We start from the raw sequence: 15,249 nt of genomic DNA, 5'->3' as shown, positions 1-15,249 counted from the left end.
AATGAATCAACTCACCATTCGGCAAAGCTGCCGTCGGCGTGGCGCCAGATCGGGTTGCGCCAGCGGTGGCCGATGGCCGCGCGCTCGATGACGTATTCCTCGTTGATCTCGATGCCCAGGCCCGGGCCGTTGGGGATCTTCACCATGCCTTGCTGGTAGTCGAAGACGCGCGGGTCCTTGACGTAATCCAGCAGGTCGTTGCTTTCGTTGTAATGGATGCCCAGGCTCTGCTCCTGGATGAAGGCGTTGTAGCAGGCCGCGTCCAGTTGCAGGCAGGCGGCCAGGGCAATCGGCCCCAGCGGGCAATGCAGGGCCAGGGCCACGTCGTAGGCTTCGGCCATGTTGGCGATCTTGCGGGTCTCGGTGATGCCGCCGGCATGGGAAGCATCCGGCTGGATAATGTCGACGTAGCCTTCGCTGAGCACCCGCTTGAAATCCCAGCGCGAGAACAGCCGCTCGCCCAGGGCGATCGGCGTGTTGGTCAGCGGCGCCAGCTCCTTGAGGGCCTCGTAGTTTTCGCTGAGCACCGGTTCTTCGATAAACATCAGCTTGTAGGGATCGAGTTCCTTCATCAGTACCTTGGCCATGGGCTTGTGCACCCGGCCATGGAAGTCGACGCCGATCCCGACGTTAGGCCCCACCGCATCACGCACCGCGGCCACGTTGGCCAGGGCCAGGTCGACTTTGTCGAAGGTATCGAGGAACTGCAGCTCCTCGGTGCCGTTCATCTTCACCGCGGTAAAACCACGCGCCACCGCCTCTTTGGCGGCGCGCGCGGTATCGGCCGGACGGTCGCCGCCGATCCACGAATAGACGCGGATCTTGTCTCGCACCTGGCCACCCAGCAGGTCGCTGACCGACACGCCCAGGGCCTTGCCCTTGATGTCCCACAGCGCCTGGTCGATACCGGCCAGGGCACTCATGTGGATCGCGCCGCCACGGTAGAAGCCGCCGCGGTAGAGCACGGTCCAGATGTCCTCGATATTGCGCGGGTCCTTGCCGATCAGGTAATCGGCCAGTTCGTCCACAGCGGCGGCCACCGTGTGTGCCCGCCCTTCGACCACAGGCTCACCCCAGCCGATGACGCCCTCGTCGGTCTCGACCTTGAGAAAGCACCAGCGTGGCGGAACGATAAAGGTGGTCAGTTTGGTGATTTTCATCTTCTTGTCTCTCTTGTCGGATGCAGCGCCGACGGCGCAGAAAAAGTCTTAAGCCAGGGCGTTCCAGGCGGCGACATAGGCCTTGGCGCGAGTCGCCACCTCAGCCGCGCTCATCCCCGGCTTGAACAACCCGGAACCGAGGCCGAAGCCCTTGACCCCGGCGTCGACGAACACCTGCATGTTGTCCGGGGTGATCCCGCCCACCGGCAGCAGCACGGTGCCGGCCGGCAATACCGCGAGCCAGGCCTTGACCACCGCCGGGCCCATCTGCTCGGCGGGGAACAGCTTGAGCACGTCGGCGCCTTCGGCCAGCGCGGCAAACGCCTCGGTCGGCGTGGCCACGCCGGGGGACAGATACAGGCCGGCGGCCCTGGCCGCGCGCAGCACCTTGGGGTCGCTGTGGGGCATGACGATCACCTGGCCGCCCGCGGCCTTGACCTGCTCGACCTGCTCCGGAGTCAGCACCGTGCCGGCGCCGATCAGGCAATCGGCGGGCAAGGCGTCGCGCAGGATGCGGATGCTGTCGAAGGGCTGTGGAGAATTGAGCGGCACCTCGATAACCCGAAACCCCGCCTGATACAGCACCTCGCCGATGGCCGCCGCTTCTTGCGGACGCAGCCCCCGGAGAATGGCGATCAGGCCGTTGTGTGCCAGTGCTTGCTTGAGCATGTCGGACCTCTTTTCAAGGATGAGCGCAAGGGACGCGCGCCAGCAGCCCGGCCGCTTCAGCCAGGTGCCATAAACCGCGTTCGGTGGCCTGTTCGGCCAGGATTACCCGGGGAAAACCGCAGGCGGACAGGGCCCGGCTGTAGCGGGCGCAAAGCTGGGCATTGCCGATCAGCACGATCGTTGGCAGTGGCTCGCCGTGACGGCGCCGCCGCTGCACGGCGGCCAGTGCGCAAAGTTCGTGGCCGATCAGCAGGCCCGACAGATAGTCCGGCTGGGCGCGGCCGCTGAGTTCACCGGTCAACCCCAGGCTGCGGGCGCTGAACAGAGTCGACAGCGGGCCGATCTCGCCCTCGACGGACAAGGCCACCTGCACGCCACGATCGAAGGCGTCGACATCGAATGCCGCGCCACGCTCCTGGGTGCGGCCGAGAATGCTGTGTTGACTGAGCACGGCGAACAGCTCGCCGGTCATGAAGGTGTCGAAATGGACGATGCAACCGTCGGCCACCTGCACCCATTTGGAATGACTGCCGGGCAGGCCGATCAGCACGTCGTCCCCTGCCCCGCCCGCCAGTTGCGGCAGCACACCCAGCACCTGGGTTTCTTCGCCCCGCATCACGTTCGGCAAGCGCGAACGCTGGATCACCCCCGGCACGATATGCACGTCCACCCCGCGCCGGCTGCGCAAGGTCACCAGGGCCTGTCCGAGCTGGGCGACATCCGCCGGGGTCTCGCAGTAACTGGCCTCGCGCCAGCCCTGGGCGCTGCCGACCATGCCGCAGGCAATCACCGGCAACCCCGGCTGCGCGTCGAGCCAGTCGCCGCAGGCGTCGTCGAAGGCCAGTTCGAAACCGTTGTCGCAGCGCTGGCCGGCAATCATCCGCGCCACTTTCGGCAACTGCATGATCCCCGAGGTCAACGCGCGCTGTTCCAGCACCTGGCCGCCTGCTGCGAGTTTGTAAGCACGAAGGGAGGTGGTTCCCCAATCGAGCGCGATCAATTGCGCCTGCATCGCTTCACCTGTGAGTTGTTTTTGGCAGTGAGTGCGTAAGAGCTGATGGCGGCGACTATAAACCCGACTCAAATAAAATCTCAATATATAAATATCACTCCCATATTGTGGGATTTATTGATTTACATGAGAACAGCCCGCTATTGCCTGGTTTTCATGGCAGCAGGCAGGCGTCGACCGCCTGTCCCCACAAGGGAACAGGAACCGGCAACGAGTGAGATCGGTTTTTGAGCCTGGGCAGTGAATGCGGGCCTAAGCCCGAAGAAAAACGCCGGCCGCCCCGAGTACACAGGGCGGTCTTGGCAGCGAGGGATCTGGAAAGGAATCGCGAGCAACCGGATAGCGAGCGGCTGCCCCTACAGCGTTGACGATGGACTCAGCCCTGGGCGAACGCGCGCAGTACATCGCCATCCATGCGGTACCTCACCCACTCTTCCTGGGGCTGGGCGCCCAGGGATTTGTAGAACTGGATCGCCGGTTCGTTCCACTCCAGCACGCTCCACTCGAAGCGCCCGCAACCGTTGTCGCAGGCGATCCGCGCCAGGTGCCGCAGCAGCTGTTTGCCAGCGCCGCCGCCACGTTGTGCAGGGGTGATGTAGAGGTCTTCCAGGTACAGGCAGTTGCTGCCCAGCCAGGTGGAATAGCTGAAGAAAAACACCGCGAAACCGATCGGCACACCATCGCGCAGGCAGATCAGGCCGTGGGCCGTGGCGCCCTCGCTGAACAGGCTGCGCTCGATGTCGGCGACGCTGGCGATGACCTCATGGCGAGCGCGTTCGTAATCGGCCAACTCCCTGATGAAGGCAAGGATTTGCGGTGCATCGCTGGGCACGGCTGGACGGATTTCGACGGACATCGGCGGGTCTCGGTTAGAAGGCAGGCGGCCATATTAGATCGACAGGGGAAGGACATGCACGGGTATTTCACAGGGATATGCCTGGAGGTCGTGGCGGGTGATTGTCCATGTCGGAATTGCCGATTCCCGCGACCAGCGCCGCAGACTGACCAACCGGCCAGCCAGCAAAGGACGCAGGTATGAGCGCCATGGGCCTTATCGCCGCCTTCGACAGCGGCTACAGTGGCGCGTTATTGACCCGCTGATGGCTCCCTCCTGATGACCGCCCACGCTTTTGCTCCCCTGCCCGATCTCGCCAATACCCTGCTGCCCCACGCCTTGGAGCCTGTCGACGACGGCGCCCACGACCTGTCGCACCTGCAGCGGGTGTGGGCCAATGTGCGGCGCATCGCCAAGGAAGACGGCGGCGATTTGCAGGTGCTGCTGGCCGCCACCCTGCTACACGACTGCGTCGCCGTGGAAAAGAGCTCACCGCTGCGCGCCCAGGCCTCGCGCCTGTCGGCGGAAAAGGCCGCGGCCCTGCTGCACCGGCTGGGCTGGCCCGAAGCCAAGATCGCCGCGGTGGCCCACGCCATCGAAGCCCACAGTTTTTCCGCCGCCATCCAGGCCGACACCCTGGAGGCGAAGATCCTGCAGGACGCCGACCGTCTCGACGCCCTCGGTGCTCTCGGCGTGGCCCGCACCTTCTATGTCGGCGGCCGGTTGAACCGAGCCTTCTACGATCCCCACGACCCGCACGCCGAGCACCGCGGCTATGACGACCTGAACTTCACCCTCGACCACTTCCACACCAAGCTGCTGCACCTGGCCGAGGGCTTTCAGACCGTGACCGGCGCGCGCCTGGCGCAGGTGCGGCATACCCGCCTGAAGCGCTTCATGGACGAGTTCATCGACGAGATCGGCGGCTGACTTACTCCGCTAGGCACTAACCCTGAAGCCTGCAAGATCACAACTAACGCGACAGCCGCCCATGGTAGAACGGCGCCTCATGAATCCAACAAGAAACGAGGCCTGCGCATGTCCAGCGCTACCCCACCACCCATGGTTCCAGCCAGGCTGTTCGGGCTGTTCTGTGTCGCCAGCTACCTGCTGTCGCTGTCCTATGGCTCGACCTTCCTGCTCTCGCTGCTGATCGGCTCGCGCGGTGGCAATGAGCACGATGCCGGCAGCGTGATTTCGGTCGCCATGCTCAGCACCTTGGTCGCGGTGATCTTCTCCGGGCACCTGTCGGACCTGCTGGGCGCCGCGCGCTCGATTGCCCTGTTCGGTTGCCTGCTGGTGGTCGCCAGCCTGGGCTTTGCCCTGACGCCGGGCTTTGGCGATGCCCTGCTGTTTTTCGGCCTGACCCTGGGCCTGGGCTGGGGCGTGTTCTACACCCTGGGGCCGATCATCGTCGCGATGATGGTGGCGCCGGCACAGCGGGCCAGGTTCTTCGCCCTGCTGTCGGGCAGCATGATGAGCGGCATCGGCTCGGGCCCGCTGCTGGGGCGGCTGGCCAGCGCCCTGGGCTACCCATTGACTGCGGCCTTTCTGCTGGCCGCGGCCGCCAGCTTGATCGGCGTGCTGATCTTCTGGCGCCTGGGCGCGCTGCTGAAGAGACACCCCAGCCATCTGGGGGCCGGCGCGGCGAAAATCAGTTGGGCCAGCAGCGCCCGGGTGCTCTCGTCCAAGGCCTTGTTCCCGATCCTCATGGTCGGTCTCGGTGGCTGCGTATTCGGCGGCCTGTCGAGTTTCCAGACCAGCTACGCGGCCTCCCGCTCGCTGGACTATTCGCTGTTCTTTCTCGGCTTCATGGTGGCCGCCATCGGCAGCCGCCTGCTGATCGCCGGCTTCGTGGTCAAGCGCGACGCCTATCGCGCGGCGTGCCTGCTCTCGGGGCTGATGCTGGGGTCGATCCTGATGTTCCAGCTGCTGGTCGATGACGCGACGAGTTATCTGTTGGCCGCCGTGGTCCTGGGGGTCGGCTACGGCCTGACCTACTCGGTGATCAACGGCCTGGCCGCCAACGAAGCGCCGCCCGGCGACACCTCGCAAGCCTTGCTGCTGTTCAGCCTGGCCTATTTCATCGGGGTGTTCGGCTTTCCGCTGCTGGCCGGCCGGATCATCGTCGAACAGGGCATGCCGGCCCTGATGCTCACGGTGCTGGACATCGCCCTGCTGAACTGGCTGATCAGCGTCGGGCGCCTGGTCTGGCGCGGGATGAAACCCGACGGGGTGGCGCAGAACGCCTGAACCGTTCGTCGTTCATCAGGCACCAATCAAAATCGCCGGCAGCCCAAGATCAGGTAGCGACTCTAAAAACGAATGGAGGCGACATCATGATCAAATCCAGGCTGACGCTCCTCGCCCTGGCCGGGCTGCTGTCCTCGGCGGCCTTCGCCGGCGCCAGCGGCCCCATCGATCCGGTGGAACGGCCAAAGTCCCCGGCCACCCAAGGCTCGCCGAGCATCAATATCAACCCGCCGCAGGTGGACGAAAGCACCCTGCCCCCCGCCACGGGTACCGATCCGCGCATCCAGGGCAACGACACCGGCCGCGCCGGTACCCTGGACACCGACCCGCCGGACAGCAAGCCGAAAACCACCATCGGCGGCACAGGCTCCGAAGGCCACGGCACCGATCAATGAACCAGGCACGCACCTTTCCCTCACACAGAGGTCCGCATGAACGTCGACAAAGAGCTGGAAAAAGAAGTGCTCACCCGCTTGCTGCACGCCCACCCCAACGGCCTGGGCAAGGAGGTGCTGGATAACTATCGCGGCGAAAGAGTCGTGGCCAGTACCCTGGCAATGTTGCAGGAACGCGGCTTGATCAAGGAGGGCCATGTCACCCTCAACCCGGCGGGCGAACATGCCCTGAACCTGCCGATCAAGCTGACCGCTTCCGGAGTGGAAGCGGCCCGCAAGCTGGACGCCTGATCGAAGGCCCGGGCGTTCGTTTGCGCCCACCGGCACCCGCGTCGCGACGCGGGTGCCGCCAGCGCCGATTCAGCAGGTCGGATGGTTGAAGCGATTGATCATGTTGCCGTAGGTGCGGTTGTAGCGGTTGGCCGAGCGAACGATGCTCGAGCTCTGCATATGCGCCGGCAGGTTCTTCATCGCGCCTTCGGGAGCGCGCTTGTACACCCCGTCCTTGACGTCGCGGATGATCGAACGCGACTGGCCGATGAACTCATTGATTTCCAGCATGCCGCCACCGCACGACTTGCCGCTCTGCGCCGCCTGGGCGCTGACCTTGCCATTCCAGCCCGCGGCCGCGTCGGCCACCAGTGCCAGGGACTTCTCGAAAGCCGCCAGGGCCTGCGGATCGTTCGGTTCGGCGAACAGCGTCTCGGCATCGGCGGTGTTGAGTTTGCCGTAGTAGATCAACCCGGCACGGTAGTAGGCCGCGGTGTCTTTCGGCGCCTCGTCGAAGGCTTGCTTGGTCAGCGCCAGGTCACGCGCGCCAAGGCCGGCGTAGAAGTCCTGCTCCTTTTCGCTGACCGCGGTCAGGGCGGCCAGATAGGCCTGGCTCTGGCGACGGGCCAGCTCGCCGTTGTCGCTCAGGTAGCCCTTGGAAGTCGCGTAGTTCTGCAGCTCATGACTCAGCGGCGAGAGGGTTTTCAGCGCCGCGGAAAAGGCCTGGGCCGCCTGATCCACTTCCGGGATTGGTGTATCGATGGCCAGGGCGCCATCCAGGGCCTGGCTCAGGCGATCGATGAGGATATCGTTGCCGACGCTGAAAGCGCTGATCGGCGCCTTGCCCGCCAAGGCTGGCACCTCGTACTGCTGGTAACGCTGGAGGAACGTCTGGAAGGATTCGCTGATGCTGTTCGCCGCACCGACGTACTGGTTGTATTTATCGATTTCCTGCTGCTTGGCATCGACCTGTGCCGCGGGCTGGCTGACCTTTTCAGTCTTGTCGCCACAACTGGCCAGCAGCACGCTGCCGCCCAACAGGGCCGCAGCCAAAAACATCCGGGTATTCATTGGTTCATTCCTTTAAAAACAGGCCACGACCACACCGCACGGCAGCGGCAGACCGGTGACGGGGTTGGATTTGCGCAACAGGGGATTGATAGCGGGCGTACTGTATCGATCAGCCGCCCCTGATCTGGGGCGTAAGAATCATCCATGAGCATCTCGCGAAAAGGCCTGACAACTCGTCAGACGCATCCATTTCCGGGGCAGGCATTGTGCGAGACTTCCCCCGCCCTGGCAAACCTCGGGCCGCCCTGGCCTGCCGCTTTTGTGCGCAATGCTGTGCTTCTGTGACAGCGATCACACCCCTCTGGCACTGGCGTCGAGAGCCCCATTCGTCGATTCCCGGGCACTTATCGGCCTTCCTCCCGACCCAACTTCAGGTACCCATTGCCAAAGGAGAGCCCTCATGCCTCGTGGAAGCAAAGCCAAATACACCGCCGAACAGAAGCGCAAGGCCGCGCATATCGAAGCCGGCTACGAAGCCAAGGGCGTGCCCAAGGACGAGGCCGAAGCGCGCGCCTGGGCTACGGTGAACAAGCAGTCCGGTGGAGGGGAACGGGCTGGCGGCTCCGGGCAACGCACACCGGCCTCGGAAAAGGCCGCCGCGCGCCACTCCTCGGCCAGGCGTGCCGCCGCCAGCCGTGAGGGGTACGCCCGTAACAGCCAGGCTTCGCTGAGTACCCAGACCAAAGACAGCCTGCTGAAGGAAGCCCGGGTGAAGAACATCCGCGGCCGCTCGACCATGAGCAAGCAGGAGTTGATCGACGCATTGCGCAAGGCGGGATAAACCGCGATCGCGAGCAGTGCTCCCTGTAGGAGCGAGCTTGCTCGCGATCCCCTCACTCCGTCAGCAAGTGTCAGGCGTGGACGCCGTTCCCATTGACCAACGCATCCACCTCCGCCGCCCCCGGCGCGGTGGCCGGGCCCCAGCGGGTCACCGCCAGGGCCGCCGCGGCATTGGCACGACACGCCGCCTGCAATGGCTCCAGTCCCTGCGCCAGGGCTGCGACGAAGACTCCGGCATGGGCATCGCCAGCGCCGTTGCTGTCCACCGCCTGGACCTTGAAGCCCGGTACATGGGCGCTGTGGCCATGCTGGCTGACCCAGCAGCCTTGCGGGCCGTCCCTGACCACCAGCAACACCTCCTGCGGCAGCCCCTCATGCAGGCGTCGCAGGGCTGCGCCGATGCTCGTGGTCCCGGTGAAGCGCAAGGCCTCGACGCTGTTGCTGGTCCAGAGATCGATACGCGGCAGCAGCCGGCGCATCGCCACGGAGTCCGGCGAATCCACCAGCGGGCCCGGATCGAACACCAGCCGGATCGCCCGTGGCAAGGCCAGCAGCCAGTCCAGCAAGGCCTCGGCCTTGCCGGCATGCAGCAGGCTGTAGCCGCTGACATAGACAAAGTCGTCGGCCTGCACCGCGACACCGGCCAGGTCCTGGGCCGACAGTTGGCCTTCCGCCCCGATGTAGGAAATGAAGCTGCGTTCGGCCGTGGCTTCGGTCAGCGCCACGCACAGGCCGGTGTCCTCGGTGCGGCTGGCCTCGAGAGTGACCTGGATGCCCTCGGCACGCATCGCCTCCCGCGCCAGCGCCCCGAAGCGGCCGTTGCCGTGCCGCCCCAGGTACAGCACCGGCAAGCCGTTTCGCTGGGCGGCAGCCATCACGTTGAAGCCGCCGCCGGCCTCGAAGCTGGCGGACTGTGCCAGCACGTCGCCGCCGGAGCTCGGCAGGCGGTCTACGGACATCACCAGATCGACGATGACCTGGCCGGTGTGCAGCATTCTAGGCATTGGCATTCTCGACAAAAGCGCCGCGGCGATCCCTGGCCCCACCCAGCACGGCATACACGCCGCCGGCTACCAGGAAAGTGACGATCCAGCCCAGGCCGTTATGGCCCAGCCAGGAATCGGCCAGCGGCCCGGCGAACCAGACGTTCTCGGCGTTGGTGCCGATGGTGGTGAAGCTGAAACCCAGCACTATGGCCAGTGCCCAGGCACCGAAGGCCCGCCATTCGACACCACCGCGATACCAGTAGGCGCTGCTCGGGCTGACGTCCAGCAGGTCCTTGGGGCTGTAGTAGTGACGGTGGATCAGGTCGACCACGAAGATCCCGACCCAGGCGGTGAGAGGCACCGCCAGCAAGGAAATGAAGGTAATGAACGGCCCATAGAAACTCTCGGCGATCAGCATGAAGTAGATGGAGCCGGCGAAGATCGCCACGATGTCCACCACCACCGCGTACACCCGCTTGACCTTGAGCCCCAGGGTCAGGGTGGTCAGGCCGGCCGAGTACACCGACAGGTTGTTCGACAACAGCAGGCCGCCGAAAGCGGTGATCAGGTAGGGCACCGCCATCCAGGTCGGCAGCATGTCGCGGATCGCCACGATCGGGTCGGTGGCCGAGGCCAGGTCATCGTTGCCCACCGACAGCAGGCCACCCAGGGTAATCAGCAGCACCAGCGGAATGCCGGCGCCGAAGGCCGCCGATGCCACCAGGCGCGAGGCCTTGACGCTGCTGTGCTGGTAACGCGACATGTCGGCACCGGTATTGGCCCAGCCGATACCGGTGCCCGCGGCCATGGTGCCGATACCGATGATCATCGCGCTCAACGGCGCCGGGGTGGCGTTGAACACCGCGCTCCAGTCGATGGTGGCGCAGAGGAAGCCGCCCACCAGCAGGTTCAGCGCGCCGAACACATAGGTGGCCCACTTCTGGATCACCAGCAGGGTCGCGTGGCCGAGGCCGGAGACGGCCAGGGTCAACAGCACGAAAATGCCGATGAACAGCAGGGTCAGCAGCGGCGCACTCTTGGCTTCCACCGGCGAGCCGAACAGGATCGAACACAGCGACAGCAGGACGAAGGCAGCGGTGGTGGTGTTGACAGTTTCCCAGCCCACCCGCGACATCAGCGACACCAGGGTCGGGCCGATATTGCCGCGCACGCCGAAGATCGCCCGCGATAGCGTCAGGCTCGGCGCCCGCCCGCGACGCCCGGCGATGGAGATGATCCCCACCACCGCGAACGAACCGGCGGCACCGAGGATAGCGACGATGATCGCCTGCCCGATCGACAGGCCACGAAAAGCCACCAGGGTCGCCCCCAGCGGCAAGCCGAGGATGCTGATATTGGCGGCGAACCAGACCCAGAACAGTTGCAGCGGATGGCCGTTGCACTCGCCTTCCGGCACCGGCTCGATGCCACGGGTTTCCAGCTGCCCGGCGCTTTGCCCGGGGTTCGATGCACTCATGAAAACACTCCTGTTGCCTTTGTTGTGATTGTCGGCAATTTCGGAAGTCGATCAGACGTCCCGGCATTCCTCGCCGTATTCCTGCTATCCATGGCAAATAGGCCTCAGCGACGGCTCGCGCACAGGGGGTGGGAGCCTTGATCATGCAGCCTCGCGCCCCTTAACGCAGGGCCAGCAGCCCCTGCACCAGCGGTTCGAGATCCAGGTCATTGACCTGCTTGATCTGCTCGATCAAGGCGGCCGGCCAGCACTCCATCCCCTGGCAGGCACCGAGCATCGCGCCGAGGATGGCGGCAATGGTATCGGTGTCGCCCCCCAGGCTGGCGGCCATGCACAGCGCTTCGAACGCCTGCAGTTCGCCGATGGCCACCTGATGCGCCAGGGCAAAGGAGACCACCACCGATTCCTGGGAAGCGACGGAAGTACCGATCAGGTCGTACAGCAGATCGGCCAGCAGCGCCTTGTCGCTTTCGACACTGAGGCTGCGCGCCCAACTGATGCGCGTGGCGATACGCCCGCCGGCCACCCAGTGGCCATGCCGCTCCGCCTCCTGGGCGATCTGCACGCCGACCTGCAAGGCATCGCCCAGCGGCACGCCATTGATCCCGGCGGATACCACCGCCGCCACCGCCGCCGCGCTGGAGATGCCCAGCGTGGTGTTATGGGTGACCTGGCAAGCCTCCACCACCGCACGGATAAAGGCCTGGGCATCGTCGACATTCGCCGCGATGCCCACCGGAGTGATGCGCATCGCCGCGCCGTTGGTGGTGCCATAGCGCCCGGCTTCTTCCGCGGTATGCCCGGCGAGGATCATTTCGATGGCGCGTTTGGTCGAAGGGCCCAGCAGATCCTGGGAGCCCTTGGCCTGCATCGCCGCTTCCCACTCGATCAGGCTGTGGGCCAACGCTGCCGGTTCGATCCGGCCCTTGCCCGCCACCAGCAGGTCGCCGACCAGGATCGCCTGCTCGGTGTCGTCGGTGATCGAGCCCTTGGGCATGTTGGCGGCAATCGGTTGATCGGGACCGGCGTCTTCCAGGCTGTGGATGGCACCGAAACGCTGCTTGATCTGCTGCCGGCTCAAGGATTGGGTCGGCATGCCCAGGGCATCACCCAGGGCCAACCCGTAAAAGGCGCCCAGAGCGCGATCCAGCGGGATCATTTCTGCGCTCCGAATTCCAGGTGCATGCGAAAGTGCAGCGGGTCGAGAAAACTTTCCACCTGTTCCATGAAACGCCCGCGGCGGTCATAGGTGGTCCGCAGGGCCTTGAGAAACACACTGCCGGCCGGGCGTCCCAGCAGTCGTGCCTCTTCTTCACCCAGTGGCTCGGCGCCGATCCATTGATCGCCGCGCTCGCCGATGTAGCCGTAGGCGGCCAGGGTAATGGTCAGGGAATCATCGATCAGCCCTACTCGCGGCAGGCTTTCCAGGCCTCCGGTGGCGGGCATCAGGGAACGTTCAAGGGAAACCACGGTGCCGTCGGTAGAGCGCCGGCGCCGGTCCAGGGCGATGAATTGGTCGGTACCGAAACGGCTGAACAGGTCAGGACGTTGCACCGCCTCCAGGCGCAGCAGCTCGGTGTTGATCAGCGCCCCGCTGTCCGCCAGGGCCTGGGCCCAGCCGTTTTGCTGGTCCAGCACCACTCCGTCAAAGGTGACGATGGAGCCGACCCCGCTCTGGGTGGCGATGTAGTTGCGGCGTTTGAGTTCGGCCAGGGCCTCACGCAGGGTGCCACGACTCACCGAGAATTCCTGGGCCAACTGATGCTCGCCCGGCAGCAGGAAACCGTCCTCCATGAGGCCGCTTTCGATGCGTCGGATCAGTTCATCGACCACGCGTTTTTTCTTGTCAAATCGAACATGTCTAATCATGTACAAATTGATACCCGAAACGGGATCTTCGTCGCAAGATATTTATTCGGGACACAAGGTATTTCGCAGCTCAGGGCTCCAGGCCGATCGGGAAGAACACCCCGCCGCTCCAGACGCCCAGCCAGTTCTGACCGTCGATCGGACGGCTCACCGCCAGTTCCACCAGTTGGTAGAACACGTTGCGGTGCACCAGTGCTTCCAGGTTGCTGCGCACGTGAACGTAAGGCGCCGGCTCCTGGGTCTGCGGGTCGATCACCACCCGCAGCGGATGCTCGCTGCCGGCGCTGACCTGCTCGTCGACATTGGTGGTAAAGCGCAGGAGTTGCTCCTCACCCTCGCCTTCGACCTCCAGGGTGACAGCGACAAAAGGCGTGTCATCGACCTTGATGCCGACCTTTTCCACCGGGGTGATCAGGAAATAGTCGTCGCCGTCGCGGCGAATGATGGTGGAGAACAGCTTGACCATGGGTTTGCGGCCAATGGGGGTACCCAGGTAGTACCAGGTGCCATCGCGGGCGATACGCATATCGATATCGCCACAGAAGTCGGGATTCCACAGGTGGACCGGCGGCAAGCCCTTCTCCGCCTTGGGAATCTGCGCCAACAGATCGTTGGCTTTGCCCGGACCACTCATGCTGCTCTCCTCGTGCTTGGCTTAATCGCTCAAGCCTAACAGGCTGCGGGCGTATTGTTCGAGCGGCGGGCCAAGCAGGTCTTCCGGCTTGTTGTCGTGGAACGTCAGTAAACCGCCACGACTGCGAATCCGCGCGGTGTCGATCAGATACTGGGTACTGGTCTCGATCAGCATGATCTGAATCACGCCGTTGTCGATCCCCAGGCGATCCACGGCTTCCTGGTCGAACCACTCATCGGAGTTGCCGATACGGTCGTCGGCCTTGGCGAAACGGGTGTACAGCAGGTAATGCGCGCCCACTTCACGGGCTTCGGCCATGGCCTGGTCCAGGCCTTCCGGCGCCCGGGCGCGGCGGACCATGGGGAAGTATTCGATAAAACCCTTGAAGGCTTCCTCGGCCACCACGTTGGGGCGCGGGTAAGCGCTGCCCGGCGGCGCAAAGGCGCCCTGGGCGATGAAAATGAACGAGTCCGGCTGAACACGGAACGAGTTAGAGCGCTGGGTATTACTGTGATCGAGGAAACCCGCATCACTCATGTGATAGCGAACACCCTCGCCCATATCGCTGACATTCATGCAGCCACCGAGCCCCAAAAAAGCCAGCAGCAAAACCAGGCTACGCATCCTTCCCTCCAGAAGCCGGTGACGGAAAACCGGCGAATGGCCACGAGATGCAGCTTCCGCGCCAGCTCGGGCGCCTGTAGCCGCGGCCGTAGCTGCGAATGGCTGCGCAGCAGCCACAAACCCGTTGAAGGCTATTGGCTGGAGAGAAATGGGTCGTCTGGATTGGCGAGGGCTACGCCCTCGATCGCAGCCTGCGGCAGCAGCTACAGAGGACGGGGATCAGAGAGATGGGGTTTAGCCGCCGATGATTTTCATCACCGTCGCACCACCGGAGAATGCCACATCCTGCTTGTCGCCCAGGGCCTTGACCAGCAGGCGCTGCAAGGCCGGCAAAGCTTGATGGCGCGGCTTGTCCAGCAGGTCGCCGACGTAATGCCGGTTGCTCGACGACAGGCAACCGTGCAACCAGCCGGTGGATGACAGCCGCAGACGCGAGCAGGTCCGGCAGAACGGCACACTTTCGTTGGCGATCACGCCGAAATGGCCCAACCCCGGAATTTCATAACGCACGGCTGTGGCATCCACCGGGGCATCGGCCTGCAGGTATTCGTAGCGTTCACCGATCAGGCTCAGCAATTGTTGCAGACTGACGAACTGCTGCAGGAAGGCGTTGGAGTCGCTGGCCAGATGGCCCATGCGCATCAGCTCGATAAAGCGCAGCTCATAACCACGCTCCAGGCAGTAGTCGAGCAACGGCATTACCTGATCCAGGTTCTGCCCGCGCAGCGGCACCATGTTGACCTTGATTTTCATGCCCGCCGCGCGAGCCTGGTCCATGCCGTCGAGTACCGTCGCCAGATCGCCGCCACGGGCGATGCTGCGGAAAGCCGAGGCGTCCAGGGTGTCGAGGGAAACGTTGATGCGCCGGATACCGGCATCCACCAGTAGCGGCAGCTTGCGTGCGAGCAACTGGCCGTTGGTGGTCAGGCTGATGTCTTCCAGGCCCATTTGCCCCACCGCGCCCATGAAGGCTTCGAGTTTCGGGCTGACCAGGGGCTCGCCGCCGGTGATGCGCAGGCGTTCGATGCCTGCCGCCTCGATCAGGTAGGCCACGCCGCGCGCCATGGCCTCGGCCGACAACTCGTCCTGGGCAGCCACCAGCCGCTTGCCGTTGGGCACGCAGTAGGTACAGGCGTAGTTGCAGGCAGAAGTCAGGCTGATACGCAGATTGCGAAAACGCCTGCCTTGACGGTCAACGATCATGGATGACTCCG

Annotated in this window: 17 protein-coding genes; 5 read left to right on the top strand and 12 right to left on the bottom strand. The window is 64.5% G+C overall.

From position 1 onward, the window contains the following. Positions 1 to 11: 11 nt before the first annotated feature. The 4 genes from dgoD to PVZ80_RS07270 form a co-directional block, all read right to left on the bottom strand. Positions 12 to 1,160 (bottom strand): galactonate dehydratase, encoded by a 1,149-nt coding sequence (gene dgoD / locus PVZ80_RS07285; RefSeq protein ID WP_038631146.1) that lies wholly within the window; start codon positions 1,158 to 1,160, stop codon positions 12 to 14. A 48-nt stretch (positions 1,161 to 1,208) separates the two neighbouring features. After that, on the bottom strand, positions 1,209 to 1,829 hold the full coding sequence (locus PVZ80_RS07280; RefSeq protein WP_009047856.1) for a 2-dehydro-3-deoxy-6-phosphogalactonate aldolase: 621 nt from the start codon (positions 1,827 to 1,829) through the stop codon (positions 1,209 to 1,211). A gap of 13 nt (positions 1,830 to 1,842) precedes the next feature. Beyond that, the gene (locus PVZ80_RS07275) at positions 1,843 to 2,841 is read right to left on the bottom strand and encodes a 2-dehydro-3-deoxygalactonokinase (RefSeq protein WP_041990022.1); all 999 of its coding nucleotides are present in this window, start codon (positions 2,839 to 2,841) and stop codon (positions 1,843 to 1,845) included. A 376-nt stretch (positions 2,842 to 3,217) separates the two neighbouring features. Then, complete coding sequence (locus PVZ80_RS07270; RefSeq protein ID WP_007928100.1) at positions 3,218 to 3,697, bottom strand: GNAT family N-acetyltransferase; 480 nt, start codon at positions 3,695 to 3,697, stop codon at positions 3,218 to 3,220. A 258-nt stretch (positions 3,698 to 3,955) separates the two neighbouring features. Here PVZ80_RS07270 and PVZ80_RS07265 point away from each other — a divergent pair, with 258 nt between their 5' ends. The 4 genes from PVZ80_RS07265 (at position 3,956) to PVZ80_RS07250 (ending at position 6,615) form a co-directional block, all read left to right on the top strand. After that, entirely contained in the window at positions 3,956 to 4,606 is a 651-nt protein-coding gene (locus PVZ80_RS07265; RefSeq protein ID WP_009047853.1) for an HD domain-containing protein, read from the top strand. Positions 4,607 to 4,714: 108 nt separating this feature from the next. Beyond that, positions 4,715 to 5,929 carry an MFS transporter gene (locus tag PVZ80_RS07260; protein ID WP_273828076.1) on the top strand — a complete coding sequence of 405 codons (1,215 nt, stop codon included), beginning with the start codon at positions 4,715 to 4,717 and terminating at the stop codon, positions 5,927 to 5,929. An 86-nt stretch (positions 5,930 to 6,015) separates the two neighbouring features. Beyond that, positions 6,016 to 6,324, top strand: a complete 309-nt coding sequence (locus PVZ80_RS07255; RefSeq protein WP_273863604.1) for a hypothetical protein — start codon at positions 6,016 to 6,018, stop codon at positions 6,322 to 6,324. 36 nt (positions 6,325 to 6,360) lie between these two features. Then, entirely contained in the window at positions 6,361 to 6,615 is a 255-nt protein-coding gene (locus tag PVZ80_RS07250; RefSeq protein WP_009042865.1) for a hypothetical protein, read from the top strand. 69 nt (positions 6,616 to 6,684) lie between these two features. Here the strand turns inward: PVZ80_RS07250 and PVZ80_RS07245 are convergent, their stop codons facing one another. After that, a complete protein-coding gene (locus PVZ80_RS07245) occupies positions 6,685 to 7,665 on the bottom strand; it encodes a DUF3829 domain-containing protein (protein ID WP_273863603.1) in 981 nt (326 codons plus the stop codon). A gap of 400 nt (positions 7,666 to 8,065) precedes the next feature. On the opposite strand from PVZ80_RS07245, the gene PVZ80_RS07240 reads away from it, so the two are divergent. Then, positions 8,066 to 8,446 carry a hypothetical protein gene (locus PVZ80_RS07240; protein ID WP_016702160.1) on the top strand — a complete coding sequence of 127 codons (381 nt, stop codon included), beginning with the start codon at positions 8,066 to 8,068 and terminating at the stop codon, positions 8,444 to 8,446. A 70-nt stretch (positions 8,447 to 8,516) separates the two neighbouring features. On the opposite strand, the gene PVZ80_RS07235 is transcribed toward PVZ80_RS07240, so the two are convergent. The 7 genes from PVZ80_RS07235 to PVZ80_RS07205 form a co-directional block, all read right to left on the bottom strand. Continuing rightward, positions 8,517 to 9,449 carry a PfkB family carbohydrate kinase gene (locus PVZ80_RS07235; protein WP_273863601.1) on the bottom strand — a complete coding sequence of 311 codons (933 nt, stop codon included), beginning with the start codon at positions 9,447 to 9,449 and terminating at the stop codon, positions 8,517 to 8,519. Beyond that, on the bottom strand, positions 9,442 to 10,908 hold the full coding sequence (locus PVZ80_RS07230) for a purine-cytosine permease family protein (RefSeq protein ID WP_028683121.1): 1,467 nt from the start codon (positions 10,906 to 10,908) through the stop codon (positions 9,442 to 9,444). The genes PVZ80_RS07235 and PVZ80_RS07230 overlap by 8 nt, the downstream gene beginning before the upstream one ends. A gap of 160 nt (positions 10,909 to 11,068) precedes the next feature. Next, positions 11,069 to 12,067, bottom strand: coding sequence for an ADP-ribosylglycohydrolase family protein (locus PVZ80_RS07225; protein ID WP_028683120.1), 999 nt, complete (start codon positions 12,065 to 12,067; stop codon positions 11,069 to 11,071). Next, positions 12,064 to 12,777 carry a GntR family transcriptional regulator gene (locus tag PVZ80_RS07220; RefSeq protein ID WP_009047844.1) on the bottom strand — a complete coding sequence of 238 codons (714 nt, stop codon included), beginning with the start codon at positions 12,775 to 12,777 and terminating at the stop codon, positions 12,064 to 12,066. The genes PVZ80_RS07225 and PVZ80_RS07220 overlap by 4 nt, the downstream gene beginning before the upstream one ends. Positions 12,778 to 12,847: 70 nt before the next feature. After that, entirely contained in the window at positions 12,848 to 13,411 is a 564-nt protein-coding gene (locus tag PVZ80_RS07215; protein ID WP_273863598.1) for a DUF1285 domain-containing protein, read from the bottom strand. Between the two features lie 21 nt (positions 13,412 to 13,432). After that, a complete protein-coding gene (locus PVZ80_RS07210; RefSeq protein ID WP_009042857.1) occupies positions 13,433 to 14,035 on the bottom strand; it encodes a DUF4823 domain-containing protein in 603 nt (200 codons plus the stop codon). A 234-nt stretch (positions 14,036 to 14,269) separates the two neighbouring features. Then, positions 14,270 to 15,238, bottom strand: coding sequence for a GTP 3',8-cyclase MoaA (locus PVZ80_RS07205; RefSeq protein WP_009047842.1), 969 nt, complete (start codon positions 15,236 to 15,238; stop codon positions 14,270 to 14,272). Between the last annotated feature and the right edge of the window lie 11 nt (positions 15,239 to 15,249).

This window comes from Pseudomonas sp. B3G-3, from assembly GCF_028640915.1.
In the GTDB taxonomy this organism is placed as follows: Bacteria; Pseudomonadota; Gammaproteobacteria; order Pseudomonadales; family Pseudomonadaceae; genus Aquipseudomonas; species Aquipseudomonas chlororaphis_I.
The sequence above is the reverse complement of the archived record's forward strand: the minus strand, read 5'-3'. Positions and strand labels throughout refer to the sequence as shown.

Coding starts and splice junctions, on each gene's coding strand:
- PVZ80_RS07275 (WP_041990022.1), bottom strand. CDS start 2,841: ATGCAGGCGCAATTGATCGCGCTCGATTGGGGAACCACCTCCCTTCGT.
- PVZ80_RS07235 (WP_273863601.1), bottom strand. CDS start 9,449: ATGCCTAGAATGCTGCACACCGGCCAGGTCATCGTCGATCTGGTGATG.
- PVZ80_RS07215 (WP_273863598.1), bottom strand. CDS start 13,411: ATGAGTGGTCCGGGCAAAGCCAACGATCTGTTGGCGCAGATTCCCAAG.
- PVZ80_RS07240 (WP_016702160.1), top strand. CDS start 8,066: ATGCCTCGTGGAAGCAAAGCCAAATACACCGCCGAACAGAAGCGCAAG.
- PVZ80_RS07230 (WP_028683121.1), bottom strand. CDS start 10,908: ATGAGTGCATCGAACCCCGGGCAAAGCGCCGGGCAGCTGGAAACCCGT.
- PVZ80_RS07255 (WP_273863604.1), top strand. CDS start 6,016: ATGATCAAATCCAGGCTGACGCTCCTCGCCCTGGCCGGGCTGCTGTCC.
- PVZ80_RS07260 (WP_273828076.1), top strand. CDS start 4,715: ATGTCCAGCGCTACCCCACCACCCATGGTTCCAGCCAGGCTGTTCGGG.
- PVZ80_RS07280 (WP_009047856.1), bottom strand. CDS start 1,829: ATGCTCAAGCAAGCACTGGCACACAACGGCCTGATCGCCATTCTCCGG.
- PVZ80_RS07250 (WP_009042865.1), top strand. CDS start 6,361: ATGAACGTCGACAAAGAGCTGGAAAAAGAAGTGCTCACCCGCTTGCTG.
- PVZ80_RS07210 (WP_009042857.1), bottom strand. CDS start 14,035: ATGCGTAGCCTGGTTTTGCTGCTGGCTTTTTTGGGGCTCGGTGGCTGC.
- PVZ80_RS07270 (WP_007928100.1), bottom strand. CDS start 3,697: ATGTCCGTCGAAATCCGTCCAGCCGTGCCCAGCGATGCACCGCAAATC.
- PVZ80_RS07220 (WP_009047844.1), bottom strand. CDS start 12,777: ATGATTAGACATGTTCGATTTGACAAGAAAAAACGCGTGGTCGATGAA.
- PVZ80_RS07265 (WP_009047853.1), top strand. CDS start 3,956: ATGACCGCCCACGCTTTTGCTCCCCTGCCCGATCTCGCCAATACCCTG.
- dgoD (WP_038631146.1), bottom strand. CDS start 1,160: ATGAAAATCACCAAACTGACCACCTTTATCGTTCCGCCACGCTGGTGC.
- PVZ80_RS07225 (WP_028683120.1), bottom strand. CDS start 12,067: ATGATCCCGCTGGATCGCGCTCTGGGCGCCTTTTACGGGTTGGCCCTG.
- PVZ80_RS07205 (WP_009047842.1), bottom strand. CDS start 15,238: ATGATCGTTGACCGTCAAGGCAGGCGTTTTCGCAATCTGCGTATCAGC.
- PVZ80_RS07245 (WP_273863603.1), bottom strand. CDS start 7,665: ATGAATACCCGGATGTTTTTGGCTGCGGCCCTGTTGGGCGGCAGCGTG.